Origin of the sequence: Nocardiopsis sp. LOL_012 (genome assembly GCF_048060475.1) — a bacterium.
GTDB lineage: Bacteria > Actinomycetota > Actinomycetes > Streptosporangiales > Streptosporangiaceae > Nocardiopsis.
Genome location: NZ_JBHMIV010000045.1, coordinates 1 through 17,869 on the forward strand (window position 1 = coordinate 1; position 17,869 = coordinate 17,869).

15 protein-coding genes are annotated in these 17,869 nt (G+C 70.3%); 5 read left to right on the forward strand and 10 right to left on the reverse strand.

The genetic code is table 11. The features are described 5' to 3' along the window. Nucleotides 1-62: 62 nt before the first annotated feature. Nucleotides 63-305, reverse strand: a complete 243-nt coding sequence (gene purS / locus ACFHWE_RS21570; RefSeq protein WP_416603627.1) for a phosphoribosylformylglycinamidine synthase subunit PurS — start codon at nt 303-305, stop codon at nt 63-65. A 303-nt stretch (nt 306-608) separates the two neighbouring features. On the opposite strand from purS, the gene ACFHWE_RS21575 reads away from it, so the two are divergent. The 4 genes from ACFHWE_RS21575 (at nt 609) to ACFHWE_RS21590 (ending at nt 5,068) form a co-directional block, all read left to right on the forward strand. Continuing rightward, nucleotides 609-1,220, forward strand: coding sequence for a sigma-70 family RNA polymerase sigma factor (locus tag ACFHWE_RS21575; protein WP_416603629.1), 612 nt, complete (start codon nt 609-611; stop codon nt 1,218-1,220). Nucleotides 1,221-1,571: 351 nt separating this feature from the next. Then, nucleotides 1,572-2,687: a pyruvate dehydrogenase (acetyl-transferring) E1 component subunit alpha gene (gene pdhA / locus ACFHWE_RS21580; protein WP_416603630.1), complete on the forward strand. Its 1,116-nt coding sequence runs from the start codon at nt 1,572-1,574 to the stop codon at nt 2,685-2,687. A gap of 3 nt (nt 2,688-2,690) precedes the next feature. Continuing rightward, nucleotides 2,691-3,671 carry an alpha-ketoacid dehydrogenase subunit beta gene (locus tag ACFHWE_RS21585; protein WP_416603631.1) on the forward strand — a complete coding sequence of 327 codons (981 nt, stop codon included), beginning with the start codon at nt 2,691-2,693 and terminating at the stop codon, nt 3,669-3,671. Nucleotides 3,672-3,694: 23 nt separating this feature from the next. Continuing rightward, entirely contained in the window at nt 3,695-5,068 is a 1,374-nt protein-coding gene (locus ACFHWE_RS21590; RefSeq protein WP_416603632.1) for a dihydrolipoamide acetyltransferase family protein, read from the forward strand. Between the two features lie 64 nt (nt 5,069-5,132). Here ACFHWE_RS21590 and ACFHWE_RS21595 read toward each other — a convergent pair whose 3' ends face one another. The 7 genes from ACFHWE_RS21595 to ACFHWE_RS21625 all read right to left on the reverse strand — a co-directional run bounded on the left by ACFHWE_RS21595 (nt 5,133) and on the right by ACFHWE_RS21625 (nt 12,169). Next, nucleotides 5,133-7,190 carry a serine/threonine protein kinase gene (locus ACFHWE_RS21595; RefSeq protein ID WP_416603633.1) on the reverse strand — a complete coding sequence of 686 codons (2,058 nt, stop codon included), beginning with the start codon at nt 7,188-7,190 and terminating at the stop codon, nt 5,133-5,135. 68 nt (nt 7,191-7,258) lie between these two features. Continuing rightward, nucleotides 7,259-7,615 carry a hypothetical protein gene (locus tag ACFHWE_RS21600; RefSeq protein WP_416603635.1) on the reverse strand — a complete coding sequence of 119 codons (357 nt, stop codon included), beginning with the start codon at nt 7,613-7,615 and terminating at the stop codon, nt 7,259-7,261. Between the two features lie 14 nt (nt 7,616-7,629). After that, nucleotides 7,630-7,923: a WXG100 family type VII secretion target gene (locus ACFHWE_RS21605; protein WP_416603636.1), complete on the reverse strand. Its 294-nt coding sequence runs from the start codon at nt 7,921-7,923 to the stop codon at nt 7,630-7,632. A gap of 39 nt (nt 7,924-7,962) precedes the next feature. Beyond that, nucleotides 7,963-8,301, reverse strand: coding sequence for a hypothetical protein (locus ACFHWE_RS21610; protein WP_416603638.1), 339 nt, complete (start codon nt 8,299-8,301; stop codon nt 7,963-7,965). Between the two features lie 255 nt (nt 8,302-8,556). Further along, entirely contained in the window at nt 8,557-8,895 is a 339-nt protein-coding gene (locus tag ACFHWE_RS21615; RefSeq protein ID WP_416603639.1) for a hypothetical protein, read from the reverse strand. A 214-nt stretch (nt 8,896-9,109) separates the two neighbouring features. Beyond that, complete coding sequence (locus tag ACFHWE_RS21620) at nt 9,110-11,767, reverse strand: hypothetical protein (protein WP_416603641.1); 2,658 nt, start codon at nt 11,765-11,767, stop codon at nt 9,110-9,112. A gap of 75 nt (nt 11,768-11,842) precedes the next feature. After that, nucleotides 11,843-12,169, reverse strand: coding sequence for a hypothetical protein (locus tag ACFHWE_RS21625; RefSeq protein WP_416603642.1), 327 nt, complete (start codon nt 12,167-12,169; stop codon nt 11,843-11,845). Nucleotides 12,170-12,440: 271 nt separating this feature from the next. Here ACFHWE_RS21625 and ACFHWE_RS21630 point away from each other — a divergent pair, with 271 nt between their 5' ends. After that, nucleotides 12,441-12,545, forward strand: a complete 105-nt coding sequence (locus tag ACFHWE_RS21630; RefSeq protein ID WP_416603644.1) for a type II toxin-antitoxin system RelE family toxin — start codon at nt 12,441-12,443, stop codon at nt 12,543-12,545. A gap of 42 nt (nt 12,546-12,587) precedes the next feature. On the opposite strand, the gene ACFHWE_RS21635 is transcribed toward ACFHWE_RS21630, so the two are convergent. Continuing rightward, nucleotides 12,588-13,709 (reverse strand): hypothetical protein, encoded by a 1,122-nt coding sequence (locus ACFHWE_RS21635; protein WP_416603646.1) that lies wholly within the window; start codon nt 13,707-13,709, stop codon nt 12,588-12,590. A gap of 49 nt (nt 13,710-13,758) precedes the next feature. Further along, on the reverse strand, nt 13,759-17,664 hold the full coding sequence (gene eccCa, locus ACFHWE_RS21640; RefSeq protein WP_416603673.1) for a type VII secretion protein EccCa: 3,906 nt from the start codon (nt 17,662-17,664) through the stop codon (nt 13,759-13,761). Nucleotides 17,665-17,869 lie beyond the last annotated feature (205 nt).

Consider the following 17,869-nt stretch of genomic DNA (forward strand, 5'->3'; position numbering starts at 1 on the left):
GGAGAGGGGGCCGCGCCGAAGGCGGCGTTTGAGGGTGGTGGTGGGTGACGGGCGGGCACGGCTCAGACCACGCGGACCTCGAAGTCCTCGATGACTGTGTTGGCGAGCAGTGTCTCGGCTAGGCGGCGGACGTCGGCGATCTTGGTGTCGTCGACCTCGCCCTCGACCTCCACCTCGAAGCGCTTGCCCTGGCGGACCTGGCTGACCCCCTCGAAGCCCAGCCGGGAGCAGGCCCCGGCGATCGCCTGACCCTGGGGGTCAAGGATCTCGGGCTTGAGCATGACGTCAACAACGACGCGGGCCACAGCGTCCTCCAGAAGAAACGTGGTGTGCGCCGCCCCGCGCACCGTGCGGGGCGAAGCCCCCTTCCGAGCCGCCCGGAAGGGGCGACGCCAGATTACGGCACGATGCCGGTCGGACGGGCCGGGATACCCGCAGGGAGCCCGGAGGCGGGCACGGCACGCCGTTCTTTACCGCATGCTGAACGGCTCTGGGAAGGTTCTCGGTACCCCCGTGACCCTTATCACGGCGATCGGTGTCATCATTGGAGGCGTGCGGTGGCGTCTAACAGTGTGGAAGTGAGAATCCGGTCGTCCTGAGGGGGAATCTTGACGACTATCACAGCGGATCAGACCTCCACGACCGGTGAGACCCGCGCCGAAGAGCAGACTCTGGACTTCGCCACCGCGGTGACACCGTTCGCCGACCAGCTCTACCCCACGGCCCTGCGGATGACCCGCAACCCGGCCGACGCGGAGGACCTCGTCCAGGAGACGTTCGCCAAGGCGTTCGCGAATTTCCACCAGTTCAGGGCGGGAACGAACCTGCGGGCCTGGCTGTACCGCATCCTGACCAACACCTTCATCAACTCGTACCGCAAGAAGAAGCGGGAACCCATCCAGGACACCACCGACGAGATCAAGGACTGGCAGCTCGCCGCCGCCGAGGCGCACACCTCGTCGGGCATGCGCTCGGCCGAGACCGAGGTCCTGGACCACCTGCCCGACTCCGACATCAAGCAGGCCCTGGCGTGCCTGCCGGAGGACTTCCAGGAGGTCATCTACCTCGTGGACATCGAGGGCTACGCCTACAAGGAGGTGGCCGAACGCATGGGGACCCCCCTGGGCACGGTCATGTCCCGTCTCCACCGCGCGCGGCGCCAGCTCCGCGGGATGCTCGCCGACTACGGCCGCGAACGCGGTATGCGCGTGCCGGGCTGACCCGCCCGCGCGCCGCGGCCGACGCCTCCACACGGTCCGCACGACGCCCGGTCCTGCCCCGACACGCGGGGAGAACCGGGTGTTTCACGTGTCCGTCACCTCTGGTGTGCGAAATTGTAGGAAGTCCTTGCAATTCTTAGGAAGGCCTGGTAGTTGCGCATACGCGTGAGTTCAGGATGATGGGCGGGCAGGCTCAAAGGTGACGCTGAGGTCTTGCGCTCTCCATAGTGACCCCTGTCACGATATGGGGAGGGCGGTCCGCACCATCCACCACCCCGGGTGGGCGGGCCCTGATCCGGCCGACCAGCGTTCACCCACGCGTATTCGGCCCCGAGTAACCCGAGGAGCGACGTGTCGGACACCACCGCACACGCAGAACCGGAGCTGATCCAGCTCCTGACACCCGAAGGGGAGCTCACGCCGCACCCCGACTACCCCCTGGCCGTCGGAGCCGGGGAGATCCGCGACCTGTACCGGGACCTGGTGCTCGTCCGCCGGGTCGACTCCGAGGCGGTCTCCCTCCAGCGGCAGGGCGAACTGGGCCTGTGGGCCTCACTGCTGGGCCAGGAGGCCGCGCAGATCGGCTCCGGCCGCGCCCTGCGCGCCCACGACATGGTCTTCCCCTCCTACCGCGAGCACGGCGTCGCCTGGTGCCGGGACGTCGAGCCCAAGAGCCTGCTGAGCCTGTTCCGCGGCGTCACCAACGGCGGCTGGGACCCCAAGGAGCACAACTTCCACCTGTACTCCATCGTCATCGCCAGCCAGGTCCTGCACGCCACCGGCTACGCCATGGGCGTCCAGCGCGACGGGGCCCTGGGCGAGGACGGCACCGCCGTCATCGCCTACTTCGGCGACGGCGCCACCAGCCAGGGCGACACCAACGAGGCGTTCAACTTCGCCGCCGTCAACCACGCCCCGGTGGTCTTCTTCTGCCAGAACAACCAGTGGGCCATCTCCGAGCCCTCCGCGCACCAGGTGGGCGCACCCATCTACCGCCGCGCCCAGGGGTTCGGCTTCCTCGGGGTACGCGTGGACGGCAACGACGTCCTGGCCTGCCTCGCCGTCACCCGCGCGGCCCTGGACCACGCCCGCGAGGGCAACGGCCCCACGCTCGTGGAGGCGTTCACCTACCGGATGGGCGCCCACACCACCAACGACGACCCCAGCCGCTACCGCTCCAGCAGCGAACTGGACGAGTGGAAGGCCAAGGACCCCATCCTGCGCCTGCGCCGCCACCTGGAGAAGGAGGGCCTGGCCGACGAGGCGTTCTTCGCCGCCGTCGACGCCGAGGCCGACCGGGTCGGCGAGAGTGTCCGCGCCGAGTGCCGGAGCCTGCCCGACCCCGGGCCGCTGGAGATCTTCGACCACGTCTACGCCGAACCGAACGTCCACATCGACCGGCAGCGGTCCGAGTTCGCCGACTACCTCGCCTCCTTCGAGGGCGCCGGCGCGGAAGGGGGCCGCTAGGCCATGGGAACCAGCCTCACGATCGGCAAGGCGATCAACGCGGGCCTGCGCGCCGCGATGGAACACGACCCCAAGGTCCTGGTCATGGGTGAGGACGTCGGCCGGCTCGGCGGCGTCTTCCGGGTCACCGACGGCCTGTACAAGGACTTCGGCGCCGACCGGGTCATCGACACCCCCCTCGCCGAGTCCGGCATCGTCGGCACCGCCATCGGCATGGCGCTGCGCGGCTACCGGCCGGTGGTGGAGATCCAGTTCGACGGCTTCTTCTTCCCGGCCGCCAACCAGACCTTCACCCAGCTCGCCAAGATGCGGCGGCGCTCGGCCGGCGCGCTCAGCGTCCCCGTGGTCATGCGCATCCCCTACGGCGGCGGGATCGGCGCGGTGGAGCACCACAGCGAGTCGCCCGAGGCGTACTTCACCCACACCGCGGGCCTGCGGGTGGTGACCGTCGCCACCCCGGAGGACGCCTACTGGATGATCCAGCAGGCCGTCCGCAGCGACGACCCGGTCGTCTTCCTGGAGCCCAAGCGGCGCTACTACGAGAAGGCCGAGGTCGACACCGATGCCGCCGTCCAGGACGCGGCCCCCATGGACGCGGCGCGCGTCGCCCGCTCCGGCACGGACGTCACGCTCCTGGCCTACGGCCCCATGGTCAAGACCGCGCTCCAGGCAGCCGAGGCCGACACCGACCACTCCGTCGAGGTCGTCGACCTGCGGTCGCTGTCGCCGGTGGACTACGACACGGTCACCGCGTCGGTGAAGCGCACCGGCCGCCTGGTCGTGGCGCACGAGGCCCCGCTCTCGGGAGGGCTCGGCGCCGAGATCGCCGCCCGCGTCACCGAGGAGTGCTTCTACCACCTGGAGTCGCCGGTGATCCGGGTGGCCGCCTTCGACACCCCCTACCCACAGTCCAGGCTGGAGGAGCACTACCTCCCGGACCTGGACCGGGTCCTGGACGGTGTGGACCGGGCGTTCGCGTACTAGACAGGCGGGGGATTCGAGAGACCATGGCGATGAACAAGAGCGCACCCGCCGTCGGTGGCGTGCAGTCGTTCGCCCTGCCCGACGTGGGCGAGGGCCTGATCGAGGCGGAACTGCTCACCTGGTACGTCGAGCCCGGTGACGAGGTGGCCGTCAACCAGAACCTCTGCGAGATCGAGACGGCCAAGGCCGTCGTGGAGCTGCCCAGCCCGTACGCGGGCACCGTGCGCGAACTGCTGGTGGAGGAGGGCCGGACGGTCGACGTCGGCACGGTGATCATCACCATCGACGACGGCAGCGGCGGGGCCGGTGACTCCGGCACCGCCCCGGGAGGGGCGCCGTCCGGACAGGACGAGGAGCGGGAGAAGCCGCTGGTGGGCTACGGCGAGAAGGCCGGCGCCACCAGGCGCCGCGCCCGCCGCCGCCCGGTCCCGGCCGCACCGGTGTCACCGCCCCCGCCCACCGCCGCCGCACCACCCGCCCCTGCCGCGCCCGCCGCACCGGCGGCGGGACGGCCGCTGGCCAAACCGCCGGTGCGCAAGCTCGCCCGGGACCTCGGGGTGGACCTGGCCTCGGTCACGCCGACCGGCGCGGGCGGCATCGTGACGCGCGAGGATGTCCGGTCGGCCGCCGGAGCCGCCGAGGCTCCCCAGACCGCACCCGCCGGAGCCGCCGCGTCCGTGCGGGAGGAGGGGGTCCGGGAGCGGCGCATCCCGGTCAAGGGGGTGCGCAAGCACACCGCCGCCGCCATGGTGGGCAGCGCGTTCACCGCACCGCACGTCACCGAGTTCCTCCAGGTGGACGTCACCAGGACCATGAAGGCGGTCAAGCGGCTGCGCGCCCGCCCCGAGTTCGCGGACCTGCGGGTCTCGCCGCTGTTGATGGTGGCCAAGGCGCTCCTGCTGGCGGTCCGCCGCCACCCGGAGGTCAACGCCTCCTGGGACGAGGAGAACCAGGAGATCGTGGTCAAGGACTACGTGAACCTGGGGATCGCCGCCGCCACCGACCGCGGCCTGGTGGTGCCCAACATCAAGGACGCCGACGCCAGGTCCCTGCCGGAACTGGCCGCGGCCCTGGCGGAGCTGACCGCCACCGCCAGGGAGGGCCGGACCTCCCCGGCGGACATGGCCCGGGGCACGATCACCATCACCAACGTCGGCGTGTTCGGCGTGGACGCGGGCACCCCCATCCTCAACCCGGGCGAGGCCGCCATCCTCGCCTTCGGGCAGATCCGGAAGATGCCGTGGGTGCACAAGGGGGAACTGGCGGTCCGCGACGTCACCACCCTGTCGCTGTCGTTCGACCACCGCATGGTCGACGGCGAACTGGGCTCCAAGGTGCTGCGGGACGTCGGCGCCGTGCTGGAGGACCCCGAACTCACCGCCCTCGCCTGGGGCTGAGGGGCCGTCCCCCGGAGGGTCGGCCCCGTACCCGGAAGGGGCGGGGCCGACCAGGGGCCCGGGGTCAGTCGGGGGCGGGACCGCGGTCCGGTATGTCGGGCGGGTCGGGGGTGAAGCCGTCCAGGGGGTCGGCACCGTCACTGGGGCTAGCGGAGGCCTCCGCCTCCTCCTCGGCCTCCCGGTCCGCCGCGCGGGTCGTGCAGACCTCCTCCGAGGGGCCCGCGGCGCCGTCCACGGCGACCACGGTGAAGCAGTACTCGGCCACGGTGTTCGGGGTGGCGACCTGGGCGGAGGTGACACCGGCGCCGATCCGGGCCAGGGTCGCGGGGTCGTGGCCCAGCCGGCCGCCCACCACGAAGAACGAGGCGGTGCCGCCGCTGTTGTCGCTCCAGGTCAGCCGGACCGTGTCCAGGTCGTCCGTGAGCAGGATGCCGGTGGGCGCGCCGACGGGGACGGGGACGGCCGGGTCGACCACGTCGACCGGTTCCCCGCTCCCCCCTCCCGAGGCCGGGTCCGAGGGCGCGGCGGACGGCTCCCCCGACGCCTCCGCCTCCTCGGACGGACCGCCGGATACGGCGCCGGCCTCCTGGCCGTCCTCCCCGGGGGCGGCCAGGACGGGGGCCGGGCCGTCGACCGCCGCGAACCCGGCGGCCGTGGCGGTGACCACGAGGATGCCCGCCACGGCGGCGGCGATGTGCAGGTGGCCGCGCCACCGGGCCTGTCGGGGGGCGGGCATGTCGAAGGAGGGGTACTCCTCCCCGTCCGGGGCGGGTCCGTCGTAGGGCAGCCGGGAGGACTCCGCCGTTCCGCTCCACCCCTCGACGCGGGACCAGGCGATCCGCGGCGGGATCTTCTCGCCGCGCAGCTTGGCCATCATGAGATCGGCGGTGCTGTTGGGGTCCAACTCCCCTTCGAGCGGGGCACGGTCCTCGGAGGGGACCGGCTCGCCGCTCAGGTGGCCGGCGTTGTCTAGCCGGGACGCGGGCACGGGGGGTGCCTGTGGGCCGCTCGGCGGGTTCTGGGGGCCTGTCGCGGGGTGCGTGCCGGGCGGCGGTACCGGTGGTGGTGTACCGGGCGGAGGCGGTGCCGACGGAGGCTCGGGGATCGCGTAGGGCGGTGCGGGCACGGCCCCCTGGCCGCCCGTGGGGTAGGGGGGAGCGCCGGTGGAGACGGTGTAGGGGGTGGCCGGGGAGGCCTGCGGCCCGGCGTACGGGTGGTGGCCGCCGCTGGGCGCGGACGCAGGGTCGGTGTGCGGCGGCCGCTGCGGTCCCGTTCCGGGGCGCGGGGTCTGTGGTCCCGTCCCGGGAGCCGCCTGCGGAGCGCGTGCCCGCTCGAACGCGGCGGCGAACGCGGCGGCGCTGTCGTAGCGCTCCTCGGGAGCCTTCGCCAGGGCACGGGCCAGCACGCCCCGCAGCGCGCGGGACACGTCCCCGCGGGTCGCCGGAGGGGCCTCCTCGGTGAGCACGCGCCGTGCGTGGTCGCGGGGGTGCGGAGCCGAGCCGTCCTCGGGGGCGAAGGGCGACCGGCCCATGAGCAGCGTCCAGAGGGTCGACGCCAGCCGGTACACGTCGGAGGCGGGGCCGCGCGCCTCCCCGCGCAGCGCCTCGGGCGGGGCGTGCCAGAACCCGTCGCTCTCCGGTCCGGGCGGGGGCGCGGCGGCCCCGATCGGGCACACCGAGCCGAAGCCGGTGAGGACCGGGGTGCGGCCCGCTCTCAGGACGTTCCCCGGGCTGAGGGCGTCGTGCACCAGGCCCCGGGCGTGGACCGCGCCGAGCGCGGCGGCCGTGCTCCGGGCGATCGCCGCGCTCTCCTGTAGCGGCGCGGGTCCCCTGCGCGCGAGCATGTCCGCGAAGGAGCCGTCCGTGTAGAACGGCAGTGCCACGAAGAAGTCGCCGTCGGCCGTGGTACCCGCGTCCAGCAGGGGCACGATCCCCGGGCTGTCGCTGAGTTCGCGCAGTCGGTCGAGTTCGGCCTGGCCCGCCGAGCGGGGCAGCACCTTGAGCACGACGTCCGCGCCGCTGGTGGTGCGGCGGCCGCGGACGATGCGGGCACGGGGTCCTTCGCGCAGCACGGTGAGCGACTCGTACCCGGGCGCCCATACGGCGTGCTCGGAGCCGGACATGCGCGAGCGACCCCCGTTCGTGGTGGCGTCCCCGGGCCGTCGGGCGCGGGGGCTGGTGGTGGGGCGGGTCACGCCCCGGGCAGCAGAGGCTCCTCGGCCGCTGGGGCCTGGATCGTCTGCTGCCCGTAGGTGCCGAACCCGCGTTCCTCGTTGACCTCCTGCTGGCGGCCGAACGCCCCGATGAGGGCGATGACCCCGCAGATCAGCGCGGTGAGGATGAGACCGCCGATCACCGCCGGCCACACCTGTTGACGGCGCCGCCAGTAGCGGCTGGAGCCGTAGAGCAGCGCCGAACGCAGTTGCCGGTGCCGCAGGGCGTCCGCCTGGAGGACGTACTTCTCCTCGTCGGGCGTGTAGTGGAACGCCTCGGGGAGCTGCGGTTCCGGGTCCGCGGGGGGCGGCGTGGGTGGCGCGGGGGTGGACATCGGCGATCAGCCTACTAGAACAGTCCGTCCAGGTACCGGGTGAGACGGCTGTACTTGTCGGCGGTGTCGCTGGTGGCCGCGATCATCTTCGAGAAGGCGGCGTTGACCTCGGAGAACTGCGCGTCGAACTCCTGGGCCTTGGCCTGGAACTGGGTGCTTCCGGAACCCTCCCACTGGCTGACGGTGCTCTCGGACTGCTCGTTGATCTGGCTCATGATCGCGGTGAAGCGCGAGAGGTGGGCCTGCTGGTCGGAGGCCAGGCCTTCCAGGCCTCCGACATCGCCGTAGACGTCGAACTGAGCGGACATGGCTGCCGCCTTTCTGGGGGTGGGGACAGGGAGGAGGGGTCAGGCGTTGACGGGGCGGGAGAGCCCGCCGAGGTCGTTTCCGGCCTGGGAGAGGTCGGCGGCCGAGTCGGTGTCGGTGATGTTGAACTGCTGCTGGCCCTCGTTCAGCTTGATGCCGTTGTTGCTGCACCAGGTCATCAGTTCGTCGAAGCGCTCGGTGAGCTGGTTGCGCGCCTCGCGGAAGTCGTGCAGCGCCTGCCCCTGGAGGGAGTCGCCGTCGTTGGACATGTCCTGGATGAGCTGGTTCATCTGGGTGCGGAGGCCGTCGGACTCCAGTCCGAGGTTCTGGCCTCCGGTGGAGAGCGCGTTGACGTTTTCGAGACCAGCGTGCTGGGACATCTGAACCCTTTCAGGGGTGGGGTGTCACTGGGCTGAACCGTCCTCTGCGAGGCAGGGTGTCCGCCGCGAGGAGGGGACACGGGAGGAGGGTGGGGATATGGACGATAGTAAGCGGATCGACGGCGGGTCAATGCGTGCGCACCTTCCGCCACACGGTTCACAGAGCGGTGGTGACCTCCCCTTTCGTCGGGAGAGGGGAAGGGTACCGGGGTGTTCTCGGAGGGTCGGTGTATTCACCGGTCTTCGGGCGCGGGGTCATGGGCGGCCGTCTCCGCAGTCGACGTAGTCGGCGATGCTGGCGGTGTATTCCTCGTGGGTGTCGAGGGTCTCCCAGAACTCGTCCATGTATTCGTCGACGAACTCCTCGCCGGTGACGGTCTCCCCGCACCAGGCGGCCTCTTCGAAATTTGTGGCGTCGATCAGGGAACTGTCGATCCCTGAGAGGATTCCGACGTCGTCTGTTCTCCACTCGTTCTTGTCGAGTACTACGGAGTAGTCGTCGCCCTTCTCTTCGAGAATTCCGGATTCGAAGAGTGTTCCTTGATTGTTTGTTATTTTCTGAACGTATTCCTCGGGCTGTTCTTCTTTGATCATCCATGCGAGGATATGGAGTCTCACCTCGCGTTCTACCCATGATTGGGAGACATAGCCCGAGGGTATCCCGCTTTCGGGGGTTTTGTTCTCTCCAGAGCACGCGGATACGGTCAAGATCATGGCGAGAATAGAAATTGGGAAGGCCGATGGTCGGGCATTGGTATATCTCAAGGGAAACTCCGAGGATGATCGATTTTTTCACTTTCTCGGGTAGTCAGTTGCCGGAGTTGCCGCCTGAATCCCAGAGGCCTTCGAGTTCGTCATTGAAGTGTAGTCTTGTTTGGTTGTAGTATTCCAAGTATTCTTCGGTGAACTGGCCTTCCCAGTCTCCCAGCGGTGCGTTCCGTTCGATTTTCTCGCCGTATTCGTCAGTGTACTCGCTGTGGATTTCGGTTTTTTCTAGAACATTTGAAAGGGCGTCGTATACGGCAGCGCGGTCATCCCCCACCAGTTGCGACCAATCGATGTCCTGGTTTATGCTGATTTCGACGTTCTGGTCGAAAGTGAATTCGTTTCCTATCTCCGATGGATCGAGAATTTTTCCGTCGACTTCAATATTCATTGCGCCGCTATCCACGAGGGTCCTGAAATCTCCGCGCTGTGCTCCGTCGTTGAATGCTTCTGGGTTATTCTGCGACAGGTAGTCGAGAGTCGTCATCTGGAAGTTGCGAACGATGGAGTCATCGCTGGTGTAGATGGGGAATCTGGGAGACACGGTGTATTCACCGTCGATAATCGCATTGACGATGCTGTCCTGTCCGAGTTCCAGGCCCATGGAAACGGCGGTGCCGACGACAGGGATTTTTTCAGACAGTCCGGCTGCCTCGCCTACCACGAATTCGGCAATCTGTGTCTTGCGTTCGACCTGTTCTCCGAGGTCGGCACTTCGATTGTCGGACTCCAGCCACAGGGCCCGTTCAAGTAGTGCCTGGAGTTGACCGGCGCCACGCGCTGAAATGGATTCGTTTCCTGTCTCCAGGAAGGCGATCGCTTCGATCTGCTGGTAGGCGTCCACGGAATTGACCACGTGACCGGCAGTCTCATCGTTGCCCATGAGGAGCTGCATGTACTGAGCCCGCTCGGTTGCACCCATGTTCACGAAGTTTTTGTCCGGGTCGAACTCACCGATGCCCTCGTTGACTTGATCGGCGCCGTCGAGGACGTCGCCCTTCGCGAAGCTGTAGATGTGGGCGTCGAAGATGTCGGCGAAGCTGTCGGCCAGCTCGCCGTTGAACTGGGTGAACGAGGCATCGGAGTACTCGTTGTCACCCTCGGTGACGTCCACACCGGTGTTGACGAGTGATCCGTGCAACTCCCCGGTGACGGTCTCCATGAACCCGGCGAAGGCGTCCCCGGCGCGCTGGCGCACCTCCGCGTCCTCGCTGTGGATGTCCTCGGCGAGCCAGTCGGTGAGCTGGCGGGCGGTGTGGCCGTGGTCGTGCCACTCGTAGGTGAGCGTGCCGTCCAGCGCCTGTATGCGCAGGTCCTTGTCGCCGTAGTCGACGCCCGGCTCCTCGTTGAGGTGGTCGCCGGTGAGCATGTAGTAGTTGGCGTCCTCGTTGCGGGTGGCCGCGCCGAGGATGTGCGAGAGCTGCTCGGAGTCGGGCATCACCCCGTCGGGGTCGGGGACGTCGCCCCAGGCGTCGAGGAACGCTCCGGTGGACAACTGGAGGTTGGTGGACAGGCCGTAGCCGCCCTCCAGATCCTCGTCGGTGTGCGCGAGGAAGGCGGACAGCGCCTTCATGTCCATGCCCATCCCCACGGGTGTGCTCGGGACCCTGCCCTCCGAGCCCGCGTTGATCCACGGCCCCTCGACGGCGTTGACGAAGCTCTGGGGCAGCATGTCGTAGCCGCCGCCCAGATCCGGATCGGAGAGCGCCAGCAGACCGTCGCCGAGCGTGCCGAGGGCCTCCTCGCGCTCCTCCTCGCTCATGTCGGACTCGGCCATGAGGTCGGGGTAGACCATGATGCCCCCGCCGACCCCGTCGCGGAAGTACGGCTCCTCCAGGTGGGCGTAGAACGCCTCCAGGAAGTCCATCTCCCGGTCGCTGAGCGGCGTACCGTTCTGCTGGTTCTGCCGCGCGTTTCCGCCGACCACCGAGAGCACGAGCATGATCTCGTGGTAGCGGTCGTCCAGGGGCCTGTCTCCGGACCAGTAGGCGTTGAGCTCGTCGGCGAACTCCTCTGCGTTCTCCGGCGTGAGCTCGCTGTCCTCGATGAGCGAGGCGTAGCGGGCGGGGTCGATGTTGAGGAACGCCCATCCGGCGTTGCCCGCGGCCATGAGGGTGCGGACGTTCTCCGGGGTCGGACCCTGTTCGAGCATGGTCCGCACCTCGTCGGCGCCGTCCTGGAGGTTCTGCCAGTTGGTCTGCTCGCGGGTGATGAGCCCTTCCTGCACGGTGACGAGCTCGTCGTAGAGGGTCCGGCAGCGCTGCTCGTCCCCGGTGCCCCAGTCCGTGAACCACCAGCCGTCGACCTGCGGGTAGGACGAGGTGATGTGGGCGTCCTGGTACTTGGAGGGCACCGAGCCGACCTTCTCCGCCAGGGCGCCGTCCCAGGTGCTGATCTGGGCGTCGCGCTCGCTGTGGAAGGCCTTGACGGTGTCGGCCCACATCTCGGCGACCACGGCCGCGTAGGTGACGGAGACGGCGGCGTCCCGCCAGTTCTGGAGGTCTTCCTCGGACAGGCCCCGGATGTCCCAGGCGATGACGTCGGTGAACTGGTCGGCCGCGGAGTCGAAGCTCCCGTTGAGGTCGTCGGCGCGGCCGAGCACACGGGCCGTGAGGACGTCCAGGTCCGCCGCGCACTCGTACATGCGATCGGAGTCGTAGTAGAAGTAGCGGGGGGAGAAGGTGACGGAGAAGGTGGCCACGGTGTTCCTAGCGGGGACGGAGCGGGCGGGGGGAGGGGGCGCGGGACGGGGCGGCGGTTAGTCCTCTCGGGGAGGTCAGTCGAAGTTGATGTCCCGGTGCGATTCCCAGGGGTGGTTGAAGCCCTCCGAGCTCTCCAGGTCGTTCTGCGCGATCTCGGACGCGCCCGCCTGGACGTTGTCGGCCAGCGTCAGGCCGAGCGCCTGCACGTCGATGAGGGACTGGCCGGCCTCCTCCTTGAAGGCGTTGAACCCGGCCCGGACGTCCTCGTGGCCCGCCGCGCTCACCACGTCCTCCATGAGGAGGTCGAAGGTGTCGGCGAGTCCGGCCATGGCGGCCGCGAGCGTCTCGGCGTACTCGCCGCCCTGCATCCCCTCGATCGGGTTGCCGCCCGCTTCGGTCATGTGGGGGTCTCCTCTTCGTCGAACGCGGAAGTCCGCCGGGGGCATGGCATCGCCCCCGTGGACGGGTCGCCCGGGCCGTGGACGGCCCGGGGCCGGGTGAGGGGTGGGGTGCACGCTTTGGAGCGGGAGTTTCACGGTTTGCGGGGGCTCTGGGGATAGTACCGACGGGACGGCGATATGTGTACCGCCCGTTTCGGAACGTCGTCCGCTGTTCACCGGTGCCCGGGACCCGTCCCGTCTCCCCTGAGGACCTGGAGCGGGGCTCGGGCCTGTGACCGACCGGCCCGACCGGCTCGTCTACGCGATCCGTGACGGAGAGCCGCTGGTGCTCGTGGTGAGCGTGGCGCACCGCCGTGAGGTCCACCGGGACCTGTGACCGCGGCCGCTCCGGGCCGACGGCCGCTGACCCGGCCGCGCCTCAGGCAGAGGGGCCCGCGTCGGGGGCGCCGCCCCGTGCCCAGCGCACCACCAGCGGGTAGCCGTCCATGGAGGCGTCGTGGAACCGGGGGAAGAGCTCCTTCGTCCCGGTGACCACGCCCTCCTCCAGGTCCACGCGGTGCCACGCCAGTTCGGTCTGAAGGAGCAGGGCGTCGCGCTCGGGCGAGGGCGCGTACTGCACCACCGGGCCGCCACCGTCCTCCAGCAGACGGGCGGCCGTGTGGCTCTGCCCCTCGACGGTCACCAGGTAGGCGCCCGCTGCCGACTGGGCACCGTCGGGGTCGGGGCGTAGCACCGCGGTCCCCCCGCCCCAGACCTGCGCGTCGTTGAAGGTCAGCCAGAGCCCCTCGCCGGTGTTCATGGACGCGTTCACGACACTGCCGTCGGTCCTGCGCACGATCAGGGTCTGGCCGGAGGCCCCCGGGAACCGCTCGGTGGGCACGCTGTTGCGGATGTGCAGGGCGCCGTCCGGGGTGAGTGCCCAGTCGCTCGGGCGCTGGTGCGTGCCCAGGACGAGCACGCCCTCCTGGTTCGGGGTGCCGCCCGGGGCGTCCAGCGGCACCGACATCACCTGCGGGGCCTGCCCTTCGGCCGCGGAGACGTACCAGAGCCGCCCGTCGTGGACAGCCGGGTGGGAGAGCGCCTCGCCGGGCGCGGCGCCGATCGACTCCACCGGCTCGTAGGCCGTGGTCTCGGCCGAGGACCCCTCGTCCCCCGCGGGTCCGTCCCCCTCCTCGGGCTCCGCCAGCTCCGCGAGGGTGATCGCGGCCGGGTCGCCGGTGGCGTAGGCGAAGAACCGCCAGTCCTCGGAGAACTGCGCGTGCACCGGCAGGTCGGGGGCCATCGGGTCCACCGCCCCGGCGGGCAGGGCCAGTTCGTGCAGGGGCTGTCCGGTCTCCGGGTCGTGGAACACCAGGAACTGGTCCGACTCCGGGTCCCCTCCCCCGTAACCGCGGTGCAGCAGGGCGAGGCCGGCCAGGTCCTCTTCGCCCGCCTCCTCCACCGCGGTCTCCGGCGGTTCCTCCGAATCCGCGGGCGCGCCTTCGCAGGCGGTGGCGGACACCAGGCACACAGCCGTGGCCAGGGCGAGCAAGCGCCGCATGGATCTGCCTTTCGGGAGAGGGGCGGGGACGCGCGAGCGGTGGGCGGGGTCAGGCCGGAGGCTCGCTCCAACCGACCTGGACCAGGTCCGGGCGTTTGCCGCGCAGGGCGAGCTGGGCGCGCCCCTGCGGCAGTGCCTTGGAGGCGGTGCCGTTGGCCAGGCGCCCCTCCATCCGGTCGCCGGAGAACAGCATGCCGGGTGTGGCCATGTCGTTGAGCGCCTGGAGGACCGGTTCGAACATGGCCCGGGCGGTGCCTCCCGTGCGCCGCGCCGCGATGACGTGCAGACCCAGGTCGGCGCCCTGCGGGATGTAGGGCGCGAGCGGGGCGAGCGGGTTGCTGCGCGAGGCGATCATGTCCATGTCGTCCACCACGATGTACAGGTCCAGGCCCTGCCACCAACTGCGCTCGCGCAACTGCCTGGGGGTCACGTCCGGGCCCGGCAGGCGCTGCTTCAACGACCCCGCCAGGTTGTCCGCGACCGCCTTGGTCTGCTCGGCGGTGGTGCAGTAGGCCAGGAGGTGCTCCTCGGGCACCAGTTCCAGGTGCGTGCGCCGGAAGTCGACCATCACCACGCCCAGCTCCTTGGACGGCCGCTGGACGATCTGCTTGACCAGTCCGCGCAGCAGGGTCGACTTGCCGCTCTGCGGGTCGCCGAACACCACCAGGTGCGGGTCGCGCTCCAGGTCGGCCGTGGCCGGTGCGAGCGAGCTCTCGGCCATGCCTAGGACGAGTTCCTTGCGGCGGCTCCCGCGTCCCTTGAGCAGGTCGTCCAGCTCCACGCGGGCGGGCAGGGTCCGCACGCCCTGCACGGCCTGCTGCGGCCAGCGCTCGCCGACCCGTTTGGCCAGGTCGCGGATGCCGGCGGTGACGTCCTCGTCGTCGGCCACCCCGTCCACGCGCGGCAGTGCCACGTGCGTGTGGTGCTCCTCCGAGGTCAGGCCGCGGCCCGGTGTGTCCTTCGGGATCCCCTCGGCGGCCTTGCGGCCGATCCCCGAGTCCATCGGGTCGCTGAGCCGGAGTTCGAACCGGCCGCCGAACAGGGCCTGGAGGCGGGAGCGGATCTGTGAGGACGCCGCCCCGGTGAGGATGGTGTGCACCCCCAGGGACGGCCCCCGCGTGGCGATGTCCATGAGGAACTCGTCCGCGGTGTCGAAGGAGTCGCGCACCGCCGACCACCCGTCGACCATCAGGAACAGGTCGCCCACCACGCTGTCGGGCAGCCTCCCCTCGGCACGCGCCTGGCGCAGGGCCGCGGGGGAGTCCAGCTTGTACTTGCGGAACACCCGCTGCCGCCGGTCCAGGTGTCCGGCCACGTCGGTGAGGACGCGCTGCACACGCTCGGGGTCGGCGCGTCCGGCCACCCCCGCCACGTGCGGCAGTTCGTCCATCGCCTGGAGCGCGCCGCCGCCGAAGTCGATCGCGTACACCGCGACGCGGCCGGGCGGGTACCGCCACGCCAGGCTCGCGATGACCGTGCGCAGCAGGGTGGACTTGCCGGACTGCGGTCCGCCCAGGACGACGATGTTGCCCTCGCCGCCGGTGAAGTCCAGTTCGGCGGGGACCACGCGCTGCTCGCGGGGGATGTCGGTCAGGCCGATGACGGCCCTGCACTCGGACGGGTCCGGCTCGGTGCCCCGGCCCGCCAGGTCGTCGGCCTCTCCGAGGTCGGCAAGGACGGAGTCGAAGGTCAGCGCCTCCGGCAGCGGCGGCAGCCAGACCGGGCGCACGGGGTCGGCCCCTGAGGCGGCGAGGCGGTCCACGGTGACCTGGAGCGTGGTCCGGCTCTGCTTCCGGGTCCTGCTCTCCTCCTCCCTGGCCTTCATGGAGCCCGTGAGGGAGTCCATCAGCGAACCCGCGCCCGTCACCTTCGCCAGGCCGTTGTAGGACAGCAGGGGCAGGACGGGGTCGGCCTCGTCCTTGGCCTCCTCCTCCTGCGGCGGCTCGTAGGGCTGGGAGACCATGGCGGCCTTGAACCGCTCGAAGACGGAGGTGTCCACCTTCAGGTAGCCCGAACCCGGTTCGGGCGGCAGGTGGTAGGCGTCGCCCACGCCGATGGCCTCGCGGCTCTCCGCCTCGGAGAAGGTGCGCAGGCCCACGCGGTAGGACAGGTGCGACTCCAGCCCCTTGATCTTGCCGGACTCCAGCCGCTGGGTGGCCAGCAGCAGGTGCACGCCGATGGAGCGGCCGATCCGCCCGATCGCCACGAACAGCTCCGCGAAGTCGGGGTGGGCGGTCAGCAGTTCGGAGAACTCGTCGATGATGATGAGCAGGTGCGGCAGCGGCTCCAGGGACGGGTCGCTCTCCCGTGCCGCCTCGTAGGCGTGCAGGTTGGGCAGGTTGCCCGCGTTCTTCAGGATCTGCTGGCGCCGGACCAGTTCGCCGAAGGTCGCCTCGCGGAAGCGCATGACCAGGCCGTCGTCGTCGGCCAGGTTGGTGATGAGCCCCGCGCTGTGCGGCAGCCGGTCGGTGTCGGCGAAGGTCGCGCCGCCCTTGAAGTCCACCAGCAGCAGCGCCAGGTTCTCCGGGGAGTGGTTGATGACCAGCGAGGCCACCATGGTGCGCAGCATCTCCGACTTGCCCGAACCCGTCGCGCCGACCACCAGCCCGTGCGGTCCCATACCGCCGAACGCCGACTCCTTGAGGTCCAGCAGGACCGGGTTGCCGCTCGGGCCGACGCCGATGGGCACCCGCAGGTAGTCGCCGGTACTGCGCTTGCGCCAGGTCCGGCGGGTGTCCAGGCGTGCGACGTCGGGCACCCCCAGGATCTCCGGCAGCCCCACGGTGTCGTGCATGGCGTCGTCGCCGTCGGCCGCCGTGATCCCGTACGGGGCCAGCAGGCGCGCCAGGCTGGTCAGGTGGGCGACGCCTGCGCGGTCGGCCCGGCCCCGGAGCGGTGCGCGCTCGCCGTCCCCGGCCGGTCCCGGGTGCTCGGTGCCCTCCTCCAGGTTCCCCTCCGCGTCGACGTGCAGCCGCAGGTCCACCGACTCGGGCTCCTCGCGGCGGTCGGCCACCAGGGCGATGACGTGGATTCCGAGGTCGGCCAGGGAGGTCACGGGGGCCTCGGCGCGCAGGCCGGAGAGCGTGGACTGGTGCTCGCCGTCCAGCACCACGACCAGCCGCTGGGTGCCCGGCCCCGGCGGCCTGCCGCGCCGCCGCTGGAGGTCGACGGTGCGGCGCTCGATCTCCTCCGAGAGCAGTTCGGCGGCCTGGACGCTGTTGACGGACACGAACCGGGCGGGCATGGGCCCGTCCTGGGCGTCGTCGAAGGTGTTGTGCGGCAGCCACTTCAGCCACTCCCACAGGGGGCGCAGGCGGGTGTCGCGCACCACCCCGATCCGCAGGTCGTGCGGTGAGTGGAAGACGGCCATCTGGGCGATCATCGCCCGGGCCAGGGCGCGCCCCGCCTCGCGGTCGCCGACCACCGACACCACGCCGAACTCGCGCAGTGGGACCACCAGCGCCGTCTCCGGAACGTTCGCGTACAGCTCGATGAGCTGGTCCGCGGCGCCCTGGCACACCGGGTCGTAGACGATCAGGGGGTTGGAGTTGTCCACCTTGAGGGTGAGTCTGCGCGACAGCGGGCGGATCCCCGTGCCGGTCCGCACGTCCAGGAAGTCGGGGTCGGAGGCGCGCCGCTCCCACCGCCGGGCGCGGGAGCGCGCGGGTTCGGTGAGCAGCCGCGGGTCGGGGTGGCGAAACGCGTTGTCGGTGCGCTGGGTGGCGGCGACGCCCCGGACGATCTCGCGCAGTTGGTCCAGGTAGTCGACGTAGCGCTCGCGCTGCTCCCGGATGCGCTTGCGCGGGCCGTTGTGCTGGGAGATGAACATGATGATGCCGACGATGACGCTGGCCATCATGATCATCACGCCCGCGACCGCCATCAGCGGCCGGTGCCCCATGGTGATCGACATCAGCAGGGAGCCGGAGCCGGTGATGATCGGCATGATGATCATCGCTCCCGAGCTGGACGCGGGCGGGTTCTCCGGCATCTGCGGGGGTGTCGCGATGACCAGGGGCGTGTTTCCGGGGGCGGTCGGTGTGCTGCGAGCGGGGCGGGGGACCGATCTCGTCGCCACAATGATCCCTTTCCGTCCACCTTCGGGGGGTCGGTGCCGTAGTGACTACGCTAGGGATGATCTCGCGAACCTCGTGAATCTC